At 47.7% G+C, this 25,320-nt stretch carries 21 protein-coding genes and 1 riboswitch; of the genes, 6 read left to right on the top strand and 15 right to left on the bottom strand.

Features of this window, described 5'->3' with window-relative positions; all coding sequences use genetic code 11:
* Positions 1-236: 236 nt before the first annotated feature.
* Positions 237-983, top strand: coding sequence for a sterol desaturase family protein (locus N530_RS0101935; RefSeq protein ID WP_211097829.1), 747 nt, complete (start codon positions 237-239; stop codon positions 981-983).
* Here the strand turns inward: N530_RS0101935 and N530_RS0101930 are convergent.
* Complete coding sequence (locus tag N530_RS0101930) at positions 980-1,834, bottom strand: transporter substrate-binding domain-containing protein (protein ID WP_026479311.1); 855 nt, start codon at positions 1,832-1,834, stop codon at positions 980-982. The genes N530_RS0101935 and N530_RS0101930 overlap by 4 nt on opposite strands.
* Positions 1,835-1,964: 130 nt before the next feature.
* On the opposite strand from N530_RS0101930, the gene N530_RS17260 reads away from it, so the two are divergent.
* Positions 1,965-3,893 carry a glycosyltransferase family 2 protein gene (locus N530_RS17260; protein WP_051540699.1) on the top strand — a complete coding sequence of 643 codons (1,929 nt, stop codon included), beginning with the start codon at positions 1,965-1,967 and terminating at the stop codon, positions 3,891-3,893.
* A gap of 71 nt (positions 3,894-3,964) precedes the next feature.
* Positions 3,965-4,750 carry an ion transporter gene (locus tag N530_RS0101920; RefSeq protein WP_026479310.1) on the top strand — a complete coding sequence of 262 codons (786 nt, stop codon included), beginning with the start codon at positions 3,965-3,967 and terminating at the stop codon, positions 4,748-4,750.
* Here N530_RS0101920 and N530_RS0101915 read toward each other — a convergent pair.
* The gene (locus tag N530_RS0101915) at positions 4,747-5,838 is read right to left on the bottom strand and encodes a 2'-deoxycytidine 5'-triphosphate deaminase (protein ID WP_051540741.1); all 1,092 of its coding nucleotides are present in this window, start codon (positions 5,836-5,838) and stop codon (positions 4,747-4,749) included. The two genes, N530_RS0101920 and N530_RS0101915, sit on opposite strands and share 4 nt — an antisense overlap.
* 80 nt (positions 5,839-5,918) lie before the next feature.
* Positions 5,919-5,996, top strand: a riboswitch (SAM riboswitch).
* 56 nt (positions 5,997-6,052) lie between these two features.
* Between N530_RS0101915 and N530_RS0101910 the strand changes: the two genes are divergently transcribed.
* Positions 6,053-7,243 (top strand): O-succinylhomoserine sulfhydrylase, encoded by a 1,191-nt coding sequence (locus N530_RS0101910; protein ID WP_026479308.1) that lies wholly within the window; start codon positions 6,053-6,055, stop codon positions 7,241-7,243.
* Here the strand turns inward: N530_RS0101910 and N530_RS0101905 are convergent.
* The gene (locus tag N530_RS0101905) at positions 7,240-7,845 is read right to left on the bottom strand and encodes a CDP-alcohol phosphatidyltransferase family protein (RefSeq protein ID WP_026479307.1); all 606 of its coding nucleotides are present in this window, start codon (positions 7,843-7,845) and stop codon (positions 7,240-7,242) included. The two genes, N530_RS0101910 and N530_RS0101905, sit on opposite strands and share 4 nt — an antisense overlap.
* A gap of 131 nt (positions 7,846-7,976) precedes the next feature.
* Here N530_RS0101905 and apaG point away from each other — a divergent pair, with 131 nt between their 5' ends.
* Positions 7,977-8,369 carry a Co2+/Mg2+ efflux protein ApaG gene (apaG, locus tag N530_RS0101900; RefSeq protein ID WP_026317308.1) on the top strand — a complete coding sequence of 131 codons (393 nt, stop codon included), beginning with the start codon at positions 7,977-7,979 and terminating at the stop codon, positions 8,367-8,369.
* A gap of 2 nt (positions 8,370-8,371) precedes the next feature.
* On the opposite strand, the gene N530_RS0101895 is transcribed toward apaG, so the two are convergent.
* The 5 genes from N530_RS0101895 to N530_RS0101875 form a co-directional block, all read right to left on the bottom strand.
* Complete coding sequence (locus N530_RS0101895; RefSeq protein ID WP_026479306.1) at positions 8,372-11,785, bottom strand: efflux RND transporter permease subunit; 3,414 nt, start codon at positions 11,783-11,785, stop codon at positions 8,372-8,374.
* Complete coding sequence (locus N530_RS17255) at positions 11,785-13,308, bottom strand: efflux RND transporter periplasmic adaptor subunit (protein WP_051540698.1); 1,524 nt, start codon at positions 13,306-13,308, stop codon at positions 11,785-11,787. Before N530_RS17255 ends, N530_RS0101895 begins: the two co-directional genes overlap by 1 nt.
* Positions 13,309-13,387: 79 nt before the next feature.
* The gene (locus N530_RS0101885) at positions 13,388-14,383 is read right to left on the bottom strand and encodes an Hsp33 family molecular chaperone (protein ID WP_026479305.1); all 996 of its coding nucleotides are present in this window, start codon (positions 14,381-14,383) and stop codon (positions 13,388-13,390) included.
* 59 nt (positions 14,384-14,442) lie between these two features.
* A complete protein-coding gene (gene argF / locus N530_RS0101880; RefSeq protein WP_026479304.1) occupies positions 14,443-15,360 on the bottom strand; it encodes an ornithine carbamoyltransferase in 918 nt (305 codons plus the stop codon).
* Between the two features lie 39 nt (positions 15,361-15,399).
* Positions 15,400-16,587 (bottom strand): aspartate aminotransferase family protein, encoded by a 1,188-nt coding sequence (locus N530_RS0101875; protein ID WP_026479303.1) that lies wholly within the window; start codon positions 16,585-16,587, stop codon positions 15,400-15,402.
* A 358-nt stretch (positions 16,588-16,945) separates the two neighbouring features.
* On the opposite strand from N530_RS0101875, the gene N530_RS0101870 reads away from it, so the two are divergent.
* Positions 16,946-17,524: a GcrA family cell cycle regulator gene (locus tag N530_RS0101870; RefSeq protein ID WP_026479302.1), complete on the top strand. Its 579-nt coding sequence runs from the start codon at positions 16,946-16,948 to the stop codon at positions 17,522-17,524.
* 64 nt (positions 17,525-17,588) lie between these two features.
* Here N530_RS0101870 and phoB read toward each other — a convergent pair whose 3' ends face one another.
* From phoB to N530_RS0101835, 7 genes are all read right to left on the bottom strand, one after another.
* Positions 17,589-18,284 (bottom strand): phosphate regulon transcriptional regulator PhoB, encoded by a 696-nt coding sequence (gene phoB, locus N530_RS0101865; protein ID WP_018688756.1) that lies wholly within the window; start codon positions 18,282-18,284, stop codon positions 17,589-17,591.
* 23 nt (positions 18,285-18,307) lie between these two features.
* On the bottom strand, positions 18,308-19,015 hold the full coding sequence (gene phoU / locus N530_RS0101860) for a phosphate signaling complex protein PhoU (RefSeq protein ID WP_018688757.1): 708 nt from the start codon (positions 19,013-19,015) through the stop codon (positions 18,308-18,310).
* 29 nt (positions 19,016-19,044) lie between these two features.
* The gene (gene pstB, locus N530_RS0101855; protein ID WP_041951608.1) at positions 19,045-19,824 is read right to left on the bottom strand and encodes a phosphate ABC transporter ATP-binding protein PstB; all 780 of its coding nucleotides are present in this window, start codon (positions 19,822-19,824) and stop codon (positions 19,045-19,047) included.
* A gap of 52 nt (positions 19,825-19,876) precedes the next feature.
* A complete protein-coding gene (gene pstA, locus N530_RS0101850) occupies positions 19,877-21,190 on the bottom strand; it encodes a phosphate ABC transporter permease PstA (RefSeq protein ID WP_026479301.1) in 1,314 nt (437 codons plus the stop codon).
* Positions 21,190-22,674, bottom strand: coding sequence for a phosphate ABC transporter permease subunit PstC (pstC, locus tag N530_RS0101845; RefSeq protein WP_026479300.1), 1,485 nt, complete (start codon positions 22,672-22,674; stop codon positions 21,190-21,192). The genes pstA and pstC overlap by 1 nt, the downstream gene beginning before the upstream one ends.
* 122 nt (positions 22,675-22,796) lie before the next feature.
* On the bottom strand, positions 22,797-23,831 hold the full coding sequence (locus N530_RS0101840; RefSeq protein ID WP_026479299.1) for a substrate-binding domain-containing protein: 1,035 nt from the start codon (positions 23,829-23,831) through the stop codon (positions 22,797-22,799).
* 148 nt (positions 23,832-23,979) lie between these two features.
* Positions 23,980-25,284, bottom strand: a complete 1,305-nt coding sequence (locus N530_RS0101835; protein ID WP_051540697.1) for an ATP-binding protein — start codon at positions 25,282-25,284, stop codon at positions 23,980-23,982.
* Positions 25,285-25,320: the final 36 nt, after the last annotated feature.

Here is a 25,320-nt window from a genome sequence, read left to right as displayed (position 1 = left end):
CGCCGCAATGAGAAGGGCCAATATAAGAACTGCGTAACTATGGCGCGTGCGAACGCCTTAAAAGCATTGAGACTGCCGCCAAACACATGCCTAGCACAAACACGGCGCCATATATTCAACACCTTGTGATTTGCAATCAGTAGGTGAAATATCGGAAAAGGGTTTGAAAAATAAGGAATAAAGCCGTGTCAGAAGCGACTATTCGACTTGCAGCTTTTTTGAGTATCTTCATCGCAATGGCGATTTATGAATTATGGTCGCCAAAGCTGGAGCGCGCAGAAATGACGGGCGCGCTTAAATCACGGCGCTGGCTTATCAATCTCTCCATGGTGATTATTTCATCCATATTTCTGCGCATTCTTTTTCCTGCAGCTGCCGTCGGCACAGCCATTTGGGCACAATCCAATGGATATGGGTTATTTAACAATATTGATGCGCCTAAGATTCTCATTGGCTTACTGTGCTTTGTCGTGCTTGATTTTTCTGTCTGGCTTGAACATTTCGCCAGTCATAAAATACCGCTGCTATGGCGTATTCACCGCATGCATCACAGTGATCAAGGGTTTGACCTTACGACCGCTTTACGCTTTCACCCCTTGGAGATCGTACTCTCAATGGTGTGGAAGGCAGCTATCATCATTCTTCTTGGAGCGCCGGTTTTTGCGGTTCTCGTTTTCGAAATTGTGTTGAACGGCATGGCCATGTTTAATCATGCCAATGCACGTTTGCCAAAGCGGCTCGATGCTCTGCTGCGCAAACTGGTGGTAACACCGGATATGCACCGCGTGCATCATTCAACAATTAACAAGGAAACGGATTCGAACTACGGCTTCAATTTTTCCTTCTGGGACCGCATATTTTCAACCTATATCGCGCAGCCTAGCCTTGGTCATAAGGACATGAAAATTGGCCTTAATGATTTCCAAGGCGCAAAAACGTCCAACTTGAAATGGGCTTTATTATTGCCGTTTCGCAAAGGTTAGAAATTTTGACCATGCGGGCTGATTGGAAAATAACGCTGATAGATTTCTTTGTATTTTCCAGTTTGCTCCAGATTTTTCATCGCAGCATCAATCGCAACGCTTAAATCCACATCCTGCTTGCGGGTGACGACGGCCATACCGATACCAAAATAATGCTCTGAGTAATAAGGGCCGCTCAAATAGGTGCAGCAATTTTCTGCTTTTGCAGATGACAACCAAAATGAAGCCGCGACACCATCAACAAAAGCCAGATCGACCTCACTGCTTTTTACCGCGCTATAAACATCTTGAATGCCGCCCATAGGCACAATTTCAATGTCTTTAAAATTGGCTTTTAGCATTGCTGCATGGGCTGAATTTGCAACGGCAGCAATTTTCTTTCCTTTGAGCGAGCTTACAAAACTTTTGCCCGCTAATTCTTCGGCGCTTTTATTGGCAATAAAGCGTGCCGGAAACTTAAAATAGCTATGGCTCAAATTGTAAGTAGCACGCTTTTCAGCTGTAATTGCTGTGCCCGCAATAATCGCCTCACCGCGTCGCGCTTCAAGCGCGGGCTCAAGGTCTGCCCAAGGCAATGCTTGAATTTCACATTTCGCTGATATCTTGAGTTCAGTGCAAATAGCGCGTGCTAAATCCACATTAAAGCCCGTTGGTTTTTTATTGGCGTCAGCAAAATTGAACGGTGGGAAATCAAGGCTTGTTAAAAACCGAAGCCGTGGCAACCCCGCTAATGAAGGTGCCGTGATGCGCCATTCGGGATCATAATATGTCGGTGTTTGCGCCTGAACTGGGGAAAATGTCGCCCCCAAAAAGGAAATAAACGCAGCGATAAATTTTATTCCACTCTTCAATAAACCGGCCCTTTTACTCGTATATTGCACATTACTTAAAAATTTACTTTACGTTAACTAAAATTGAAGGTTTACTAAAGTCGAAGTTGTTTGTGTGCCGCAGTGTATGAGTAAGAGTAAGGAATAACGCATGCGTTATGAGTTCGACGCTGATCTTCGCCGCTTGATACTTGAGGCACCGAGCTTAATACGTTCGAACGCTCCATCCCATCCCCCTATTTCCAAAGAAAAAAACTTCGATAAATCTCGCTCAGAGATAACCGACCCCTCCATAGCATTTCTATTGCGCTTTGGACTACCTCAAAAAATGTTGCGCCGTGCAATGGCTCTTGCTGAAGAAAATGGCACTTACGGTGCGAAAGAGCTCATCGCCTTTAACGGCATTCAAGAAATTCAATATTACCAATTACTGGCCAAACATCTGGGTGTAGAATTCATTGAAGAGGCTCAAATAGTCAAACTTGTTGATTTGAGCGAAACGTCAATGGCTGCTTTTGCTCAAAAGCAAGTTGTATGGGGCGATCTGGGGCAAGGTATTCTAAGACCAATTCTAGCGCCTGATCCACGGCAAATTACACGATTGGAAAAAATGCTCGCTGCCGATAAACGGCAAGTCAAAATTGCACTTACGGCGCCCTGCATTTTGCGTTCTGTGGCAATAGAACAACAAAAAGATCAGCTCAGTTACGCAGCAATAAATCAACTTTATATTGCCAAGCCCAGTGCGTCTGCCCGCATTGGTGCAAGTGCTTGGCAAGGCGCCATCATTAGCATTATTGTCATTGCAATAGCGCTGGCACTTAGCTTATCCAATGGCGCAGCAGGCGTTGTATTTCATCTCATTCTTTCGATGTTTTTTGCATGTTGTACAGGTCTTCGCTTAATTGCATTGTCGAATTTCACTCCCATAAGCTTAGCAAAAATCACACCATCACCACACAAAGACAAACCGATATATAGCGTCATGGTCGCTCTTCATGATGAAGCTGAAGTCGTGAGCGACCTAATAGCATCACTCAAAATGCTGAAGTGGCCTCGCTCAAAGCTTGAAATCAAACTGGTTTGTGAAGCCGATGATTATAAAACAATCGATAAGATAAAAGCCGAAGATCTTGATCCTCGCTTTGAGATTATTCAGGTACCCCCAAGTATGCCGCGCACCAAACCCAAAGCGCTGTGTTATGCGCTTGGTTTCACAAGCGGTAAATTTATTACGCTTTACGATGCCGAAGATCGACCACACCCAGAACAGTTGTTAGAAGCTTATCAACGTTTTGAGAACGCAGACGATAGACTAGGCTGCTTGCAAGCGCCTCTAAAAATCGCCAATGCCGAAGATAATGCGATAAGCAGCATGTTTCATTTTGAATATGCGGGGCTTTTTTACGGGCTTATTCATTGGCTTGCGCGGCGCAAGGCGCCAATAATGCTTGGCGGTACATCCAATCATTTTCGCCGTGACGCCTTAATCGCAGTTGGAGGATGGGACCCGTTCAATGTCACAGAAGACGCCGATATTGGCATAAGGCTTTGGCGGCACGGATATAATATCGATACAATAACCCGCCCCACACTCGAAGATGCCCCATTAAACGTTTCTACTTGGATTCCTCAACGAACGCGCTGGTTTAAGGGGTGGATACAAACTTGGCTTGTTCATATGAAGCAGCCTATAAAGCTCACTCAGAACGCATCATTTTCTTCCGTATTTATTCTCAATATCTTGCTTACCGGAACGCTTGCATCTGCTCTTCTTCACCCATTTGTCTTGGCAAAAGCAATCTACCTTTCCGTTATAGGCGGCGGTGACTACGACACGATCTGGATCACTGCGATCACTTTTATTGACTGGGCCACTGTGGTTCTAAGCTATATCGGCTTTATTGCGATGTGCTGGGTTTCAACTGAAAAACCATTGCGCCGTAAAATCAGTCACCATTTTATCTTTACGCCACTATATTGGCTGGGCATTTCATTTGCTGCTTGGCGTGCAATGTTACAATTACAAACCGCACCTTTTAAATGGGAAAAGACGGCCCATACGCCTCACAAAAAATAATAATTCAGTGCTTTATATATGAAGTGCAGGCCCCTATATCTGCCGAAGTATTTTCAGCACCCTTGGCAAAAATGACCTCACTTAAACACTTCATCCAATCGACGACATTTGAACGCGCGATTGTAGCGCTCATTATCGTGAATGCGATCACGCTCGGCTTGGAAACATCGCAAGCTGCGATGAATGCCTTTGGACCGCTTTTAATATGGCTCGACAAAATCATACTCGGCGTGTTCGTCGTCGAACTGATTGCGAAGTTCATTGTTTACCGACAGGATTTTTTCAAAAGCCCTTGGCGAATATTCGACTTCATCATTGTGGGCATTGCGCTTGTGCCTTCAGCGGGAGCTTTTTCGGTTCTCCGTGCACTGCGCATATTGCGCGTCCTTCGTCTTGTGTCCGTCGTTCCTTCGCTTCGCCGCGTAATAGGCGGGCTCCTCAATGCCCTACCGGGCATGGGCTCAATCATATTGCTACTAGCGCTGGTGTTTTATGTGTTTTCAGTGATGGCGACAAAACTATTTGGAAATGCATTTCCGGAATGGTTTGGTTCACTTGGCGCATCGGCCTACACATTATTCCAAATCATGACGCTGGAAAGCTGGTCTATGGGCATCGTGCGCCCTGTTATGGAAGCTTTTCCTTGGGCGTGGACATTTTTCATTCCTTTCATCGCCTGTACGACCTTTACCGTTCTGAACCTGTTTATTGGTGTTGTCGTTTCAGCAATGCAAAAAGAGCATGATGAAGATGCTGCAGGATCGCGTCAGGAACTGCATGATGAAAACGTCGTCATCATAAATGAGCTAAGGGCTTTACGCGCAGAAATCAGAGAATTGAAAAAGCAACCCGATTAGCTACTTCTAAAATGCTTGGATAGTTTCAAACCTTGCGCCTGATAGTTTGATTTAAGATCAGTGCCATAAAGTGCCGACGGTGTTTTCAGCATATGCTCATAAACCAACCGCCCGATGATCTGGCCGTGCTCAAGCACAAATGGAACTTCGTGGCTGCGCACTTCTAAAACGGCGCGGCTGCCCGTACCGCCAGCGGCAGAGTGCCCGAACCCCGGGTCAAAGAAACCAGCATAGTGAACACGAAACTCACCGACCAAGGGATCGAAAGGTGTCATCTCCGCTGCGTAATTCGGCGGCACATGGACAGCTTCACGCGATACGAGAATATAAAATTCGTCAGGATCAAGGATTAGCTCTGTGCGTTCACGAACATATACGGGTTCCCAAAAATCCAGAACGTCATGTGCATCACGCTTATCGACATCGATAACCGCCGTATGGCGCTTCCCGCGATAGCCAACAAGCCCGTCCTCATTACCCTCAAGGTCCACCGACAATGCGATACCATTGTCGGTAATATTCGGCGTATCGTCAGCCACGAGAACATCGTTCTGATGCAAAATGTTTAACGCGGCACCATCGAGCAATGCATGGCCTGTGCGGAAACGGATTTGCGAGAGCCGCGAGCCCGTGCGCACAACAATCGGAAATGTGCGCGGCGAGACCTCTAGAAATAGTTCGCCATGATAGCCGTGGATAATCTTGTCGAATTCAACGCCGTTGTCCGTCATGACACGGGTGAAAATATCGAGCCGTCCTGTCGAACTTTTGGGATTAGCAGATGCGGCAACATCACTTGAGAGCGCCAATGTTTCTAAAAGCGGGACAATATAGACACAGCCAGTTTCCAGCACCGCACCTTCGCGCAGATCAATCTCGTGCAACTTATAAGTTTCAAGCTTATCACGCACTGGGTGATTGGCACCTGGCATGAAACTCGCGCGTACTCGAAAGGCTTTCTCACCCAGCCGCAAATCCAGACTGGCCGGCTGAATTTGGTCCGCATCCAACGGGCGTGCACTTTTCAGCGCGCCACTGTCAAATAAGGCTTTAATATCCTGATCGGGTAAAATGCCGCTCTGCCGTATATTCATAAAACTACCTCTTGTTCATTTTTGATAGAATTTCCCGATGTGTTGACGCAAGATCGTTGAGGGCTTATGGACAAGTTATTCATTGTGGTGATTTGGCCGGTCGGCTTGCAGCCACGTAAAATAACTTGCTAAAGGGCCGAGCTGTTTAGGCAACCGGTTCATGGCGACATGGTCCGGTTTTTTATTGCCGGATAGTCTGGAGTACATGATGACAAATAATCAGAAAAAATGGGGCCCTGCAACACAGATGGTCCATAGCGGCATTCTCCGTTCCCAATACGGAGAAACATCTGAAGCGATGTTTCTAACGCAAGGTTTTGTCTATGACAGCGCTGAGGCTGCAGAAGCCCGCTTTAAAGGCGAAGATGATGGCTACGTCTATTCGCGCTACGCCAATCCTACCGTTACGATGTTTGAAGAGCGCATGTGTGCCCTTGAAGGTGCTGAAGCTGCAAAAGCCACCGCATCAGGTATGGCGGCTGTTTCGGCTGCAATATTGTGCCAAGTACAGGCAGGCGATCATGTGGTTGCTGCGCGGGCACTCTTTGGTTCATGTCGCTGGATTATTGAAAAACTACTACCGACTTATGGCGTTGAAACAACATTAATTGACGGCACAGATCCAGCAGCATGGGAACAAGCTGTTCGGCCCAATACGAAGGTATTCTTCTTTGAAAGCCCGACAAACCCGACATTGGAAGTGATTGATATCGCGCATGTGGTTTCGGTCGCGCACTCATGCGGCGCCAAGGTTGTGCTGGACAATGTTTTCGCAACACCGATCTTTCAAAAACCAATGGAACTTGGTGTCGATATCGTTGTGTACTCGACAACCAAGCACATTGACGGCCAAGGGCGCTGTCTTGGCGGTGTCATTTTAGCGGATCAAGAATGGGTCGATGAGAAACTTTTTGACTTTTATCGACACACGGGCCCTTCAATGAGCCCATTTAACGCGTGGGTCATGCTGAAAGGTTTGGAAACCCTGCCGCTTCGCGTTCGTGAACAAACACGTAGCGCAGGCGTTATTGCGGATTTTCTAGCTGAGCATAAAGGCATTAAAAAAGTCGTTTATCCTGGCCGCGCCGACCACCCGCAAGCTAACATTATTCCAAAGCAAATGACTGGCGGCTCAACGCTCATTTGCTTTGAGATGGAAGGCGGCAAGAAGTCTGCATTTGCGATGGAAAACGCTCTTGAGATCATTAAGCTTTCGAACAATCTGGGTGATTCAAAAAGCTTGATTACACATCCAGCAACGACAACGCATAAAAATCTGTCTGAAGAAGATCGCGCAGAACTTGGCATCACTGATGGCACAGTACGCTTTTCAATTGGCCTTGAAGATACAGCCGATTTGATCGGGGATCTTGAACAGGCTCTATCGAAGGCTGTTTAGTTCAATAGATTTTTTGCCTGCCCAATACGCACTGCGGCCGTGTATAAAACCACGGCTGCAAACACATAAGCGATCTGCGAAAAATAGGTAGGCAGCAGGCAAAAAGCTGAAAAAACGGCAAATGTTTCAGTTGCCTCTGCCAAGCCTGTGGTGAAGAAAAATGATTTCTTGCCGCGCTTTTCTGTCTTCAATTGCTGCTTCTCGGCCATGATCGCAAAAGCCAGAAAACTTGCGCCGTTCACATAAAACGAAAAAATCAGAACGCCGCCAGCAACAGCATTGGCCGATGGGTTGGCCAAAATAAATGCCAGCGGTATCAAGCCATAAAACGCAAAATCAAAAACAATATCGATATAGCCGCCAAAATCAGATGAACCGGATATGCGCGCTAAAGCACCATCTAACCCATCGCATAGGCGGCTGGTTAAAAGCAAAACCAATCCGACGAGATAATATTCAAAAAATATCGCAACACCGGCCAGCACACCTATCAAAAGACCGACTGTCGTTAGCGTGTTTGCCGTAATGCCGTTGGCTGCAAGACTACGCGCTATGGCGTTTAAGACTGGATCAATTTTGGGACGTAGAGTTCCGTCAAGCATTTTCGTCTCCCATCTACCTTGCGCTTAAGCCAGCATTAGCGCAGTGTCACTCAGGAAATGCCCTTCTGACAATATTGTTATCTGTCTCAAAGCGCCTTTCGAATGTCTCAATCTTTATCTATTTTTAGCTTATGTACCGACAAACGACTCACGGAATTGAAATCACAGTGCGCCCAGAATTTCTCGAAGAGGAATCTGCGCGTGAACAATTGCGCTGGTTTTGGGCCTACACCGTCATCATCGCCAATCACTCAGAGCGAACAGTTCAGTTAGAATCGCGCTACTGGCGGATAACCAATGCTGCGGGTGAAGTGGAAGAGGTTTCAGGCCTCGGGGTAATTGGTGAGCAACCTGTTTTAGGGCCGGGTGATAGTTTTCAATATACATCTGGCTGTCCGCTCAATACGGCGTCTGGCACAATGTTCGGCCACTTCATTATGCGCTTGAACGATGGCAACAGCTTGGTTGCTAAAATACCGCCCTTCTCACTTGATCTGCCCGGCGCGAAACGGGTTCTTAATTAGCCCTACTCATCGGCTATCGGACCATCCGTTTTCCGAGGCTGTTTGGGCGAGCCGTAAATAGCGACCAGACTATTCGTAAAGTCGTAGCCTATTCCAACAATTGCAGGCACCAAGAACAAGACCAAAAGCGTTGCCGTTGCTAGGCCAAACACCATAGTGATCGCCATCGGCATTAATAGCTGCGCTTGAATGCTTTTTTCAAACAATAATGGCACCAAGCCACCAATCGTCGTCAGCGAAGTCAGCAGAACTGCGCGCAACCGATCTCGGCTCGCGCCGATTGCAGCTTCAGCAATGCTGTCACCCATTTTTTGCCGCTCATCCAATCGCGAGACAAGAATAATACTGTCATTCACCAAAATCCCAGAGAGGCCAAGCAAACCAATCATCGACAAGATAGTGAGCTGAAAGCCCAGCAGATAATGTCCAATGACAGCACCCACAACGCCAAATGGAATAATGAGCATCACGGCAAAGGGTTTAAAATATGATCCGAACACCCATGCCAACACGATATAGATGACCGAGAGCGCAATGATCGTACCTAACTGCAAGTCACGGAACGCATCGCGTTGTTCGCGTGAACGGCCACCAAATTCATAGCTGATGCCATATTTGCGCGCGACTGTTTCCAGTGCACCTGAAGCCGTCAAGCGCTCAACCACACCATCGGTTGTGTTAACCGCAGCATCAATATCGCCGCTGACAGAAATTGTCGTTTTTCCATCTCTGCGCTGGATTGTGGAGAAGCCTTGCTGCTCGTGCAAATCGACCAGTTCCAGCAATGGGACATTGTTACCAGCAGGACTTGTCAATTGCATTGAGCGCAGAGCCGCTGTGCCATTTTCACCCATTGTCTGCATCACCCGAACAGTGACCTCATCGTCGCCGCGTGCAAATCTGCGCGGGATTGAACCTTCGATCGCATTGCGTACCTGACGTCCAACATCATCCAATGTAAAGCCGAGCGCGCTGCCACGCGGCTTCATCGTCATGAGCAGTTCCGGCTTGCCGTAGGGCAGATCATCTTCAACGCCAGACACACCTGGAATAGCCGCGATAATTGCGCTGACCTCAGTAGCTGCCTCTTTCAAAACACCAATTGATGTCCCTTTGAGTTGTACATCGATATCTGCGCCTTGTGGCCCGCCGCGTCCTTGGCGCACGGAGAACCGCCGGACCGAAGGTAAGTCCGGTGCAAATTTCTGCCATTCACGCACAAAGTCGGGCGTTCTGACCGTTCGTGTTTCAGAGCTTGAAAGCTGCACTTTGATGCGCGCAAGATTGTCCCCTTGGCTACGGCCCGATGAGCCAAGCGTGACAAATGTTGCGCGGATTAATTTTTCCTCGCCGCCAACACTGGCTTCAGCATCACGCAGCGCCTGCTCGTATTTAGCAATGGCGCGTATTGTTTCGCTTTCAGGTGTGCCGGGGTGAAAGGTGATATTTCCGGAGATGTTTTCTGATTCAGGCGATGGGAAAAATACAAAACCAACATGTCCGCCAGCCGTTAAACCACGTGCAAAAATCAATATCATGGCAACGGCAATGGCTACTGTGACATAGCGCCATTTGAACGACAGTGTCACAATCCAGTTAAACGGCTTGGACTTGAACCACTCAAACCCTTGATCGAAATTGCGGCGAAACCAATTTTGCTCGCCGCTGCGTAATTTGGAGCGCAATCCAAAGCCGTTTCGCACAAACAAAACACAGGCTTCGACCAAGCCAGCTAGAACCATCGCGCTCAATGCGACAGCTGTAGCAAACAGCAATGGGTCCGTTTCATCCTGCCAGATTTCAATCTGCTGCATGATCGGCGATGCAGCAACTGTCATACCTGTGCCTGCGTTACGCGACAGAAAAGCGCCGACAAAAAGTGCAAGGATCAACGCAATGATGAACATGCGCCAGAATGAAAAACGTGGTGCTTTTTGAGCCCGTAGCGCATGCGATAAATGGCCCGGCAAAATGAAAAAGCACTCAATCATGCTCGACAAAGCAACAGCGATCACCACGATAGGCAGCACACCCATGATTTGGCCGATACCGCCCGTGATCAACAAGATTGGCGCGAAGGCCGCAATGGTGGTGATGATTGCCGCTGTCACAGGTGTCAGCATTTGGCCGACACCATTTTCTGCTGCCGTGACGGGATCGTCGCCCAGCCCAAGCATCGTGTCCGTATGTTCGCCAACCACAATGGCATCATCCACGATAACGCCAAGCATCATGATTAAACCAAACAGCGAAAACATATTGATGGTTTCGCCAAACACGTAAATCAATCCGATTGTTGCCAGTAACGCGACAGGAATACCTGCGGCCACCCAAAGCGCTATGCGTGCATCAAGAAAAATGAAAAGGATGATTACGACCAGTAACAAGCCAGACAAGCCATTTCGAACCAATAACCAAATACGATCTGAAACGGCATCAGCGCGCACTTCATAGGTTTGCAATTCTATCGTTGACGGTATTTCGCTTTTGATTTCACTCAAATAGTCTGTCAAAATTTGATTGGTTTGCAGCGTATCAGCAGTAGCGCCACTTTGAATATCAAGTTCAATCGCTAGCTTTTGATTGGAGAACCCGCGAACACCAGCTTCTTCAAAGCCATCTGTTACCTCGGCGATATCACCGATGCGAATTTTCTCGCCCGATGAAAAAGCTTTGACTTCAATATCGGCAAGCTGACGCGCTGTATCGACATTTGACACTGTACGTAATTGCCGTTCAATTCCGCCATCCAAATTGCCAGATGGAAGATCTCGGCTATTGGCGCTAATCGCTTGTGACACATCGCTGATCGACAGATTTCTACGCCGTAGTTCGCTTTCGGGTAAGATAACTTTTAGTTCAAGATCGCGAAGGCCTGTGAAATTGACTTTTTCAATTCCCCGCTCAATTAGATCATCGCGTATACGCTTTGCCCATTTTCGTAACTCTGCTTCGGGAATATCGCCTGCAATCGAAATGGAAGCCACTCTGTCAAACCAAGCAGAGGTGCTGACTTTCGGATCACCGGCATCTTCAGGTAGTGTCGAAAGAGCTTTAACGGCAGTTTCCACATCGCGCATTGCGGTCTGCATATTATAGCCGTCGTGGAACTCCAATCTAATCGTCGCTGACCCCTCATTTGCATAAGAGGTCATTTCTTTGACGCCTTCAATATAGCGCACAGATGGTTCAGCAACCGCCAGAATGTTTCGCTCTACATCCTCCGCGCTGGCACCAGACCAAGAAACTGATACATTGATATTTGAAGTTTCAATGGTTGGAAAAAACTGCGTGTTAATACGCGCAAGTGCAAACACACCAAACAAGATCATTAATACCATCAGCAAATTCGCCGCATTGGGATGGCGAATAAATGTTGAGATCAATGAGCGCGGATTGGTGTGTGGCATATTCATTATTTGCCTGCCGCTTCACGGGCTTCTTGTATGAATAGCCTGCGTTTCTGGCGCGGCAAAGCCTCCCAATCAGCATCTGAAAGACCGCTGATTTTCTTCGCAGCAGCAAGGACTTCTGCGGATGGGCGATTGCCTTGCTCAGGCTTTGCTATTTCATCGGCTTCTTCCGCAACACCATTTGCATCAACGATGCGTACTGCCAGTCCCTCTTCAATCTCTGAAATTCGTGTTGATAAAATCCGGTCCCCTTGGCTCAGACCAGCTGTGACAATCGCATCAGAACCATCATACGCTGCAACGTGCAATTCACGCGCTTGCAGCTTTCCATCAATGATCATATAAGCCGTAATGGAATCGAAGATAGCCGTTTCGGGCACACGCGCCGCATTTTCATAAAGACGGTCGGGCACTTCAATGGACACAAATGCGCCAGGACGCAATTGAACGGGCAGCTCCTCATTTTCATCAATGCGGGCAAAAACATCTACGCCGCCGCGCTCTGAAGCGATATCCGCGCCAATTCGTGTTACTGTTCCTGTGTAGGAATAGTCCGTGCCACCAACGGCCCATTTTAAGGCAACATTTCGTCCAATGAGGGGATCGCCGTCCGCTGCGATACGGCCATATTGTGCATCTGTTAATGTGAAGCGCACATCCAATGCCGCATCATCATAGATCGACACAGCAACATCATTTGCCGAAACAATGCGCCCAATTTCTACACTCGAGGAACGCACAACACCGGAAAAGGGCGCACGCACGACTGTGTTGTTTAAATCTCGGATCGCACGCTCTACGCCAAGTTCTAAACGTTCACGCACGGCCTGCTGCTGAGAAAGACGCGCTTGAGCAACGGCAATATTATTGCGCCGCTGGCTCACTGCCTGCTCGCGCTGGCTTGCGATAAGCGAACGATCATCAACTTCTTTTTGCGTTAAAGTTCCATTTTTGCGTAGTTGCTCGGCGCGTTTTAAGTCCGCGCGCGCCAACAGCAATTGGCTTTCTGCAAATTCTAGCTGGCCTTGTTCGGCACTCAGATTGGTTTGATTTTCAATAATCGTTGCATCTGTTTGCGCTAAGTTCGCCTTGGCCTCTGCAACAGCGGCTTCAAAATCAATCCGGTCAACGGAGAACAGTTCAACGCCCTGTTCAATGCGCTGCCCTGCGCCAAGGTCAGGATTAACTGACACGATTTCACCAGACACTGAAGGGCGAATTTCCAAGGACCGGGAAGCTGCAACTTCCCCGAACAGATTAATTGTTGGACGTTGTTCATCGAGCGTTATTGTTACCGCTTGAACAGGTATTTGAACATCGACTTTTGGCCGCGCTGTGCGCTCTGGCTTGGCGGCAATAAGGCGGTCCATGATGACATAAGCAGCAATGATAACGGCTGCCATAAGCGCAAATTGTATTAGCGCTCGAACAAACGGCACAAGAAATCTGCGTTGCTTGTGCCGCTTCCCATCATCATGGGCAATATCCTCATCAGACGGCCTTGCCTTGGTGATCGATTGCAACATTGTCAAAGCCTCCATAACATCAACATTAAGACGCGTGGTGGTTCTGACAAGTTAAATATCACTCACAAAACGCGTAGAATTATTCTAATTCAGCTGGCTCAAACTCGTAGCTGGTTGAACAAAACTCGCAAGTGATCGATATTTTTCCGTTCTCAACCGACTCTTCACGCTGTTCAGGCGAAAATGACCGCAGAAGACTTTCTACCTTATCACGCGAACATGAACATTGATCGACAACAGACTGCCCTTCAAAAACCCGCACTCCGCGCTCATGAAATAGCCGGAATAGGAGTTTATGAACGCCCAAATCTTCATCAATCAACTCGCTATCAGCAACGGTTCCGACCAGCGCTTTGACCTCTGCCCAAGCTTCATCGTCATTGCCTTCATATACAGACAAATCAGTTTCTGCGGGTGCCTCGCCCGGATGCAAATCCTTTTGGCGAGCACGATCTTCTGACTCTGGCAAAAATTGTGCAAGCAATCCACCTGCACGCCACGTTGTTTGCTGGTTACCATCATTGTCACGCGTAATCAGTTTGCCAACGGCCAAGCGTATTTTCGTTGGGATCTGCTCTGACTGTTTGAAATAATTGTGTGCAATCTCTTCCAGCGACGAACCGTCAAGTTTTACCATACCCTGATAGCGGCTCATATATTTGCCTGGATCGACAGTAAGCGCGAGCATGCCTTTTCCAAGCATTTCAGTTGGCGAAGTATTACCCGTTGCCACCGCAGCATTAACAGCGTCAGCATCATAACGTGCATAAGCGCGGATGGAATCCGGCGTTACAAAGTCAACAACAAGCAGCGACACAGGGCCATCTGTTTGAGTTTGCACAATCAATTTACCTGAAAATTTCAGCGATGTGCCAAGCAGAACTGTCAAGACAGTCATCTCACCCAAGAGCCGTGCTACAGGTTCAGGATAATCGTGACGGTCCAGTATTGCGGTCAATGATGGCCCGAGCAGCACAGCACGGCCCCTCGCGTCTAAGACATCGATGTTAAAAGGCACAACTTCGTCCAGCTGCACAGGCGTTAACTCGCCTTCAGCTACATTTAGTTCGGTCATGGTAGTTCCATTTCTGGCGCACACTTTGTTTTAGTAAGCGCTCATTTGACAATATGGCCTTATTTAAGACCTGTCACACACCATTCAATGATCGCCTTCTGCATATGCAGACGATTTTCTGCTTCATCAAAAACAACAGATTGTGGTCCGTCGATTACTTCATCCGTGACTTCTTCGCCGCGGTGGGCTGGCAAGCAGTGCAGGAACAAAGCATCTTTGTCCGCTTTGCTCATCAATTCCTGATTGACTTGATATGGCTGAAACACGTTGTGGCCTTTGGCCTTATCTTCAAAGCCCATAGAAACCCAAGTATCGGTCACAACCGCATGTGCACCAGACACAGCTTCCGCTGCATCATGAGTAAGGGTAACATTAGCGCCATTTTTCACAGCCCAATCAATGTATTTTTGATTAGGTTCGCTGCCCTTAGGCACGGCAATCGACATATCGAAATCAAACCGTGCTGAGGCTTCTATCATAGAGTGGAGAACATTATTGCCGTCACCTGTCCAAGCAATTTTTTTGCCGGCAACAGGACCACGATGCTCCTCAAAAGTCATCAGATCAGCCATGATCTGACAAGGGTGCGTATCATCCGTCAGGCCGTTAATCACAGGCACGGTTGCGGCATCAGCCAATTCTATAAGGCGGTCATGCTCTTTTGTGCGGATCATGATAATATCAACAAATCGTGACAGCACTTTTGCCGTATCGGCAATAGTTTCATCACGGCCAAGCTGCATTTCATTGCCCGTCAACATGATTGTTTCACCGCCAAGCTGGCGCATTCCAACATCAAATGACACACGCGTTCTGGTCGACGGCTTTTCAAAAATCATCGCCAGTGCCAAACCATCTAAAGGCTTGTTGGCCGTTCCAGCTTTTTGCGCTTTTTTGCGTGTGCCAGCAGCTTCCATGATCCGGCGAAGTTCACCTGAATCAATAGCAGCAATATCTAGAAAATGACGAGGAGCCATGATTTTGTTCCAAACTTTTGTGAGTTTAGCTGATACGCGTTAAGGCGTTTTCAGCGATAGACTTTGGGCCGCTTTTTCTAGCCGCGCCAAACCCTCTGAAATTTCGTTATCGGTGATATTAAGCGGCGGCAAAAGCCGGACCACATTTGCACCAGCTGGTATGGCCAACATGTCTTGTTCCATTAATGCTTTGACAAAGTCGAGATTATTGACCTTGCATTTCAAGCCCAAGATCAAACCTTCTCCGCGCACTTCCTCGACCACATCAGGAAACTGATCTGTCAGCGAAGCAAGACCTTGCTTAAACCGCAAAGATTTCTGCTTCACGTCATCAAGAAAACCATCTTCAAGCACAATATCAAGAACGGCATTACATGCAGCCATAGCTAATGGATTGCCGCCATATGTCGTGCCGTGCACACCTGGGACCATGCCGCTTGCTGCTTCTTCTGTCGCAAGACATGCACCAACAGGAAAGCCGCCGCCAAGTGCTTTAGCAGAAGCTAAAATATCGGGCTCAATACCGGCAAGTTCATAGGCAAAAAGGTGACCAGTACGTCCCATTCCGGTTTGAACCTCATCCAAAATCAACAAGACATCATTTTCATCGCACAATTGGCGAATGTCTTGAAGAAACTGGGTGGGCACCGAGCGGATACCGCCCTCACCTTGAATTGGCTCAATTAATATTGCAGCAACGTCATGGGTCATGGCAGCTTTGAGCGCATCCAGATCACCAAATGGCAATTGATCGAAACCCTCAACTTTCGGGCCAAAACCTTCCAAATATTTTTCCTGCCCACCGGCCGCAATCGTTGCGAGCGTGCGGCCATGAAATGCGCCTTCAAAAGTCAAAATACGAAACCGCTCAGGGTTTCCTTTTGAATAATGGTAACGGCGCGCAGTTTTAATGGAACACTCCAGCGCTTCTGCACCTGAATTCGTAAAGAATACGCGGTCAGCAAAGCTTGCGTTGCAAAGCCTTTCAGCTGCGCGCGCTTGGCCCGGAATTTCATATAGGTTCGATGTATGCCAGAGCTTTTCAGCCTGCGCCTTTACCGCCTCCACTAAATGCGGATGGGCATGGCCAAGTACATTAACCGCAACACCGCCGCCAAAATCTAAATATTTTCGGCCGGTTTGATCATACAGCCAAACGCCTTCACCGCGCTCGACCACGATGGGTGCTCTGTTATAAGTATTAAAGAGTGATGACGGCGCATTCATGTTTCTGGCCTAGAAGGTATAAATGAAAATGAAAAATGCCGCCCTCATGAGCGGCAATGACAGATAATGCGAGCTAAACACAGATGTCAATCGCTGCAGCCTGTGGTTAACCTTCAAGAAAATCAAGATTGTGATGCATTTTTGACTCACTTTTCATTGAAGTTGGGGAAAACCGAGAATTCGGATTCGTTAGTGCCTCAGGACTCTTGATCGAGAGTCCAGCACTATTGTAGTTTAAAAAAAACGGCAAGAAAGCCAGATAGTAAACTGTTCCTCATGTATCGAGTACGTCGCAGGTCTAATATCTATGACCGAGCAACGGAGAGGGATTCTATCTATAAACAGGATGGAGACGACCGTGAGTTGGACCGACGAACGCGTAGAAATGCTGAAAAAATTATGGGCAGAAGGTCTGAGCGCAAGCCAGATCGCTGCTAAACTTGGAGGCGTAAGCCGCAATGCGGTGATTGGTAAAGTCCACCGCCTTAAACTTTCAGGGCGAGCTAAATCGACAAAGCCTGCTGCACCGCGCGTGCGCCGCACACCCAATAGTGGTGGCACTTCGCGTCCAGCGTCCTCATCAGCAAGCAGCAGTGGCTCCTCTTCGGGCGGCGGCTCGAGCGTTGGCACATTCACATTGCCGCAACGCACACCGCCATCTGTCACGCACACGATTGGTGCAACCGCGCTAAAACAGGATCACGAAGTTGTCGCCTACAAAGCGCCACACCGTGACACTGATGATGTCGTCGCGCCTATGCCGCTTAAGTTGAAACTCGTTGATATCAACGAAAACACCTGTAAGTGGCCGTTTGGCGATCCACTACAAGGTGAGTTCTATTTCTGTGGACATGGCAATGAAGAAAGTTCTCCTTACTGTAAATATCACAGCAAGCTTGCTTTCCAGCAGCCACAAGATCGGCGCCGTCCGCGCTAAAAGATAGATAAAACAAAAAGGCGGCTTAAAAGCCGCCTTTTTTAATTGTACTCATTCAAGTGTATTATTTCACGGTTTCCAAAGCATAACCTGCCCCGCGAACAGTGCGAATTGGGTCTTTAACGCGGCCAATATTTATCGCCTTGCGAAGACGCCCGATGTGAACATCAACGGTACGATCATCAACATAAATATTATCACCCCAAACACCGTCAAGAAGCTGTACCCGCGAAAATACGCGCCCTGGAGCCAACATAAAAAACTCAAGCAGACGGTATTCAGTTGGACCAAGCTTTAGCTCGCGCTCATTGCGATAAACACGGTGAGCCTCACGATCGAGCTGAATGTCACCAGCTGTTAAACGATCAGCTAGAACCTCCGGCTTCGCGCGGCGTAACATTGCACGCACACGCGCTAACAATTCAGGTGTTGAAAATGGTTTGACGACATAATCATCCGCACCCGTTGAAAGACCGCGAATACGCTCACTTTCCTCGCCGCGTGCGGTCAACATGATGATTGGCATATCTTGGGTTTCGCGGCGTGCACGCAACCGTCGGCAAAGCTCGATACCGCTTACACCCGGCAACATCCAATCAAGCAGCAAAAGGTCAGGTTGACTTTCACGCAGCATATCTTCTGCTTCGTCGCCGCGACTAACAGCTTCAACCTCAAACCCTTCTGCCTCAAGGTTATATTTCAGAAGAATGCTCAATGCTTCTTCGTCTTCAACAACCATTATGCGTGGTTTTGCGCTCATCACATCACCTCGTATCCACCAGCTTAATCTAGGCTGACTTTATGTGTTTTGTCTTCATTTGGACGTGCTGCATCAAGTTTTTGACCCTTGACCATGTAATATGTTGCCTCGGCAATATTTGTTGCATGGTCGCCGATACGCTCGATATTTTTAGCGCAGAACAGGAGATGCGTACATGTTGTAATGTTACGCGGATCTTCCATCATGTAAGTGAGCAATTCACGGAATAGAGACGTGTACATTGCGTCAATTTCTTCGTCGCGCTCAATGATATTATTGACTTCGTCAACCGAACGCGTGCCGTAGCAATCCAAAACCTCTTTGAGCTGCGCTGAGGCAAGTTCGCTCAAATGCTCAATACCGCGCGCAAATTTCACACCGTGTGAATATTCCGAAACAGAGCTGACACGTTTTGCGATACCTTTTGCCATATCGCCAATGCGTTCCAAATCAGACGAAATACGGATATTGGCAAAAACTTCACGCAAATCGTTCGCCATTGGCTGGCGCTGTGCAATTAATAGCACGGCTTTATCATCAATTTCACGCTGGCCTTCATCAAGGCGCATGTCATCTTTGATAACGGCACGTGCAAGGTCTACATCGCCTGTCGTTAGTGCTTTAACTGACTGACCAATCATTTTTTCAGCATGGCCGCCCATCTCCGCAATCTTATGCGTGAGAAACTGCATTTCATCTTCGAACGCTGAAACCGTATGTTGCTTTATCATTTCAATTTCCTAATCAGAACAGATTAAACTTAGCCAAAGCGGCCAGTTATATAATCCTGTGTGCGTTTTTCAGAAGGGTTGGTGAAAATGGTCTCTGTGTCATCAACTTCAACCAAATCGCCTAAGTGGAACATGGCTGTGCGCTGTGAAACACGCGCAGCCTGCTGCATGGAGTGCGTCACGATGACGATTGTATATTGCTCGCGCAATTCGCCGATCAATTCTTCAACAATTGCAGTTGCAATCGGGTCAAGCGCCGAACATGGCTCGTCCATCAAAATGACTTCAGGCTGAACCGCTATTGCGCGTGCAATGCAAAGACGCTGCTGCTGACCGCCGGAAAGGCCTGTACCAGGCTCCAAAAGACGATCTTTCACCTCTTCCCATAGACCTGCACCGCGCAAGCTTTTTTCGACGATAACATCCAAATCAGCTTTTGATTTTGCAAGGCCGTGAATACGCGGACCATAAGTGATGTTTTCGTAAATTGACTTTGGAAATGGGTTTGGTTTTTGGAACACCATACCTACGCGTGCGCGCAATTCCACAACATCAATATTAGGGTCATAAATATCTTCGCCATCAAGCGTTAAAAGACCTTTGACCTTACAAATATCAATCGTATCATTCATGCGGTTAAGGCAACGCAAGTAAGTTGATTTACCACAACCTGAAGGGCCAATAAGCGCAGTCACTTGTCGCTCATAAACTTCCAAGTCAATGCCGTTGATTGCCTGTTTTGCGCCGTAGAAAACTTCAACGCCTTTACCTGCCATTTTAACTTTGGGCGTTTTGCTCTCGTCGTTCATATTTATGATCTCCGACTCTTTTATTACATCGTGTTTCATTGTTTTTCGCCCATTACCAGCGACGCTCAAAGCGTCTGCGTAAGAAGATTGCCGTGATATTCATAACCGCAAGAAATGCCAGCAGTATGATAATTGCGCCTGATGTACGCTCCACAAAAGCGCGTTCTGCTTCGTTCGCCCACATAAAGATTTGAACAGGTAGTGCCGTTGCAGGATCGAGCGGTGTTGCCGGTGCATCCACCACAAAGGCGACCATACCGATCAAAAGCAACGGTGCTGTTTCACCCAAAGCCTGCGCTAGACCAATAATGGTGCCCGTCAAAACGCCGGGCGCAGCAAGCGGTAAAACATGGTGAAAGACCATCTGATTTTTAGAAGCACCAATACCGAGCGCAGCCGCACGAATTGATGGTGGCACTGCTTTTAGTGCAGCGCGCGTGGCGATAATGATCGTTGGGAGGGTCATTAAAGATAGAACGAGGCCACCAACCAGCGATGCCGAGCGCGGCAATCCCGCAAAGTTGATGAAAACAGCCAGTCCAAGCAAACCATAAACAATAGACGGTACAGCCGCCAAATTGTTGATGTTCACTTCGATTATGTCTGTCAGTTTATTTTTTGGTGCAAACTCTTCAAGATAAATAGATGCGGCCACACCAATAGGAAGTGATGTCAAAAGCACGATCAGCATCATATAAGCAGAGCCAATAATCGCGACACCAACGCCTGCTGTTTCTGGCCGGCTGGAGCCGCCATTTGTGAACAGGCCTGTATTAAAGCGGCCTTCCAATGAACCATCGGCTTTTAAGCGATCCATCATCTCAAGTTGATTGTCTTTGATCTTACGGCGACTCTCATCAACCGAAAGGTCAAACTGACCTTTGATCGCAGAGTCGACCTCGCCAGAAGCAAGCACCCAAACATTTTGAGTTTTGTTCATCAAGTCTGGGTCTGACACCAACATGTCGCGAAGCTGAGTGCGTGCACCTTTTGAAATAAGCGCGTCAGCAGCTTTGGTCTGCGCTTTATCTTTCGGGTCAATGCCAAGCTTTTGATAAAGAGCAGCCTCAGCCAATTTAGGATAATTGGCCGTCAACAACTTCATCGGATTTTCATTGCGTTCATTTTTTGGATCAATAACAGTCTCGTCAAACGTTATGTCGAGATTGATCGATGTTTGCAGAAACGCCGTATAGCCTTTTGAAACGACCGTCCACAAAAGCAAGGCTAGAAAAAACAAGCCAAATGCAATCGCTAATTTTCCATAAAGCTGGAAGCGACGCTCAGCAGCATAACGTTGTTTCAAACCAATATCGCGGCGCCTTGGAGCTACAGTATTGTTATCAGTAGGGAATGTATCAGCCATTATTCATACTGCTCGCGGTACTTACGGACGATGTAAAGCGCATAAACGTTCAGCGCCAAGGTGATAAAGAAAAGTGTCAGACCAAGCGCAAAGGCAACAAGCGTTTGCGGTGAGTTAAACTCAAGATCGCCCGTCAACTGACTAACGATTTTAACGGTAACTGTTGTCATCGGTTCGAATGGATTAATCGTCAAACGCGCAGCAACACCTGCGGCCAAAACCACAATCATGGTTTCACCAATCGCACGGGATGCTGTTAAAAGTAGCGCGCCAACAACACCTGGAAGGGCTGCGGGCAAAATCACTTTTCGCACTGTTTCAGATCGCGTTGCACCCAGCCCCAATGAGCCGTCTCGCATAGAGCCTGGAACCTGCGTAATGATGTCATCTGACAATGAAGAAACAAACGGGATCAGCATAATGCCCATCACAAAACCGGCCGTCAAAACCGATTGCGCTTGAATGAAACTACTGCCGCCATCGGATACAATGCCAGAGATTTGCGCTGAAAGGTCTCGCAAGAACGGGCCAACTGTTACAAGAGCGAAGAAACCATAAACGATGGTTGGAATACCCGCCAGCACCTCCAGCAAAGGCTTTGCAACCGAACGAAGCTTCGGACCTGCATATTCAGCCATATAGATAGCGGAGAAAAGACCAACTGGCACCGCCACAAGCATTGCAACAAAAGCGATATATAATGTTCCGGCAAGCAACGGTATTAAACCAAACTGGCCTGCTGCATTTGGATCACTGGCATTGGCAAAGCGAGGGTCCCAAACGACACCAAAGAAAAAGTCCGCCATTGGCACGCTGCTAAAGAAGCGCGTTGTTTCTGATAGCATTGAGAACACAATGCCGACGGTCGTCAAAATCGCTATAGACGAAGCGACAATTAACGCTCCGGTTACAACGCCTTCAACCTTATTACGCGCACGCATCTTTGCCGTGATCTGCATATAAGCAAGCACAAAGCCGATGAGCGACAACCCAATAGCGACAACCGCGCGCATGGTTTCGCTGCTACGCGTCATTGAGTTCACCTGCCGCGCAGAGGCAATCATGTAAGTCTCGCCGCTACCGGCAATAGCCACACCTTGCTCTGCTAGAATTGGCTTTAAATCTTCAATGGTCACATCATCAGCAGGACGATTTTCGCTGCTGAGTGTATTGAGCCCACGCGCAATGCTTTGAACAATATTCATTGATAGATTTTGTTGCGTCTGCCCTTGCGCCATAACTTCTGCAGGAAGATGGCCGCGCACTTGATTATCAATATAGATAGGGCTGGCAATCGACCAAATTGCAGCAACAAGAGCAGCGGGCAAAACGGCCCAAACAAAAATATACGACCCGTAATAAGTGGGTCTTGAATGAAGCTGACTGACATTACCTGCGACCAGTGATTTTGAACGGCTAACGCCAATAAACCAACCGGTAACACCCAGAACAACTACCACCAAAATGATCGCCGAGAGACTCATTTCAAATCCTTATTTCAGACCATTTAAATAAAAGCCCAATTCGGCTTGCATATAAAAAGTCTAAACTTGAGACCAATGCAAGCAGGTAGCACAATTACTACCTGCCCACATTGAATGTCTAATTACATAGTTTTACCGGACGTGAAGCCTTCACGTACCATTTCGCGCTCTGCTTCAGGTGCAGCAACAAGACCATATTCAGCCAATGGGCTTTCTGGGCCAGTCATGTCGTCTGAAACGAAGTACTCAACATATTCTTTAAGACCAGGAATTACGCCGATGTGTGCTTTTTTAACATAGAAGAAAAGCGGACGTGAAACTGGATATTCGCCTTTAGCGATTGATTCAGTTGTTGGTACAACTTCAGACATTGTTGCAACTTTAAGCTTGTCTGTATTGTTCTCGTAGAATGCGAGACCAAATACACCCATGCCTGTTTTGTTTGCATCAATGCGTGACAATGTTTCTGTGTAGTCGCCATCGATATCAACAGCTGCGCCGTCTTTACGAACTGCGTAACAATCTGATTCAGAAGTGTCTTCGTCCATGCCAGCATCCATACGTGCTTTCAGGCCGCCAGCTTCTTCACAGCCAACAAGAAGAACTTTTTCTTCGAAAACTTCACGTGTGCCGTGTTTTTCACCTGGAATGTAAGCCGCGATTTCCCACTCAGGGAAGTCAGGGTTTACTTCGTTCCAAGTTTTGTATGGGTTCTCAACGAGAGCGCCATCAACAACAACTTTAGCTGCAAGACCTTTGTAAAGATCAACAGGCTCAAGTGCGAAGTCTGGGCCATTGATGTCTGATGCGAAAACAATGCCGTCATAACCAATGCGAATTTCCTGAATGTCTGAAACACCGTTTTCAGCACATGCAGCAATTTCTTTTTCGCGGATTGCGCGAGAAGCGTTTGCGATATCGATGAATTCAGCGCCAACACCGCGGCAGAATTCTTTAAGGCCAGCAGATGAACCGCCTGATTCAACAACAGGCGTTTTGAAGTTCGGGAAAGTTTCGCCGAAGTTTTCAGCAACGATTTTTGCATATGGCAAAACAGTTGAAGAACCAGCAATCTGGATTTGGTCACGTGCGTGTGCGAATGAAGTCATTGCCGTTGCGCTGATAGCGACAGCAAGAGCGAGTTTAAGAGATTTCATAATGTGCTCCCGTGGGGCTTATACCGTGTGTCGCTTGGCGCGACGTGAAAGCGACTTCAGTTCCGTCGCTGCGGGGTTTTTAGGGCACTTGCATTGCCCTTTTATGACAGTTTAAGTTCCTGTTTTTAAACAGCTATATCAAACTCATCTATTTTGCTTGAATTTTTGGCAGCGCTACAAAAAAGCTTGTTCCCTGTCCAAGCTTTGATTTCACGTTCAAACGCCCTTTGTGACGCTGTATAATGTGCTTCACAATGGCAAGGCCAAGGCCAGTGCCCTGCTTGCCCCGGCTCGTATCCACATCGACACGGTAGAAGCGCTCGACGAGACGCGGCAAATGTTCTTCGGAAATACCGGGACCATCATCACGCACCTCGACGATGAAATTCTGGCCCGCAGCATCCTCACTCACATCGACATTTACCTGCCCATTATCTTTTCCATATTTAATGGCATTCTCTATGAGGTTCTCAAAGAGCTGAATAATTTCATCGCGGTTACCGCGCAGCTTGAGCGCTTCATCCAGCCCACCCGCAAAGGAGAGCTTAATGGTTGCACCCGTTTGGCTCACCATAGGGCTCAGAGCATTTGTTACATGGGTAAGCACGGCTTTGAGTTCGACCTCTTCAAAACTTGACTGCCCCCAAGCGGTTTCGAACCTGCTTAATGTGAGAAGATCATCAATCAAGCGAGACATGCGCCCAGCCTGATCTTGCATAATTTTCAAAAATCTATCGCGTGCGACCTCGTCGTTCCGCGCTGGACCAGCCAAGGTTTCGATGAAGCCCATAAGTGAAGCAAGAGGTGTGCGCAGTTCATGGCTCGCATTTGCGATAAAGTCTGATCTTACTTTGTCGGTTTTCTTCGTTTCCGACAGATCATGAAAATGCATCAAATATTGCGGCTTCGTTGCGTCGCTTGAGACAGGTTTTAGCGACACAGAAAACCATCGCTCCAAAGGCGATTTCTCAACGAACTCAATAGTCCCTGTTTTTACACCATCAAGCGTTGAACGAATTAAGGTTCGAACTTCGTCGCTTCTTAAGCGCAGGACAATGGGCGTTCCAATTTCAATGCGGCCAAACGCACGCTCGGCCTCTTCATTGGCGTAAAGAAGCGTGCCTGTTGAACTAATAAGCATAATGGGATCATTGATCGCATTGGAGATCGCATGAATGTGACGGTCGTTCGCCGTTTGACTAAGAGCATTTGCTTCCGCATTAATCCGTGCCTTGCGTGATTGCACAGGCGCAAGCATAGCCAGAATAATAATCGCAAATGAGCTTATGAAAGCCTGCATAGGCTTTAGCCATCCACCGAGCAGTAAGCAGGCGAAAATAAACAACGCGCCAACCATAAGCCAGCGATGCGCCTTTAAGCGGCTGTAATAGGTCGTTACTCTGTCCAAATCACCTGCTTCTTCATGATCGAAAAGAAATTGCGGCGCGCTCATAATCGCGTTTCCTTTTATATACTTAGGGCTGGACGA

Source organism: Ahrensia sp. 13_GOM-1096m (assembly GCF_000620605.1).
Taxonomy (GTDB): domain Bacteria; phylum Pseudomonadota; class Alphaproteobacteria; order Rhizobiales; family Rhizobiaceae; genus Ahrensia; species Ahrensia kielensis.
The sequence above is the reverse complement of the archived record's forward strand: the minus strand, read 5'-3'. Positions and strand labels throughout refer to the sequence as shown.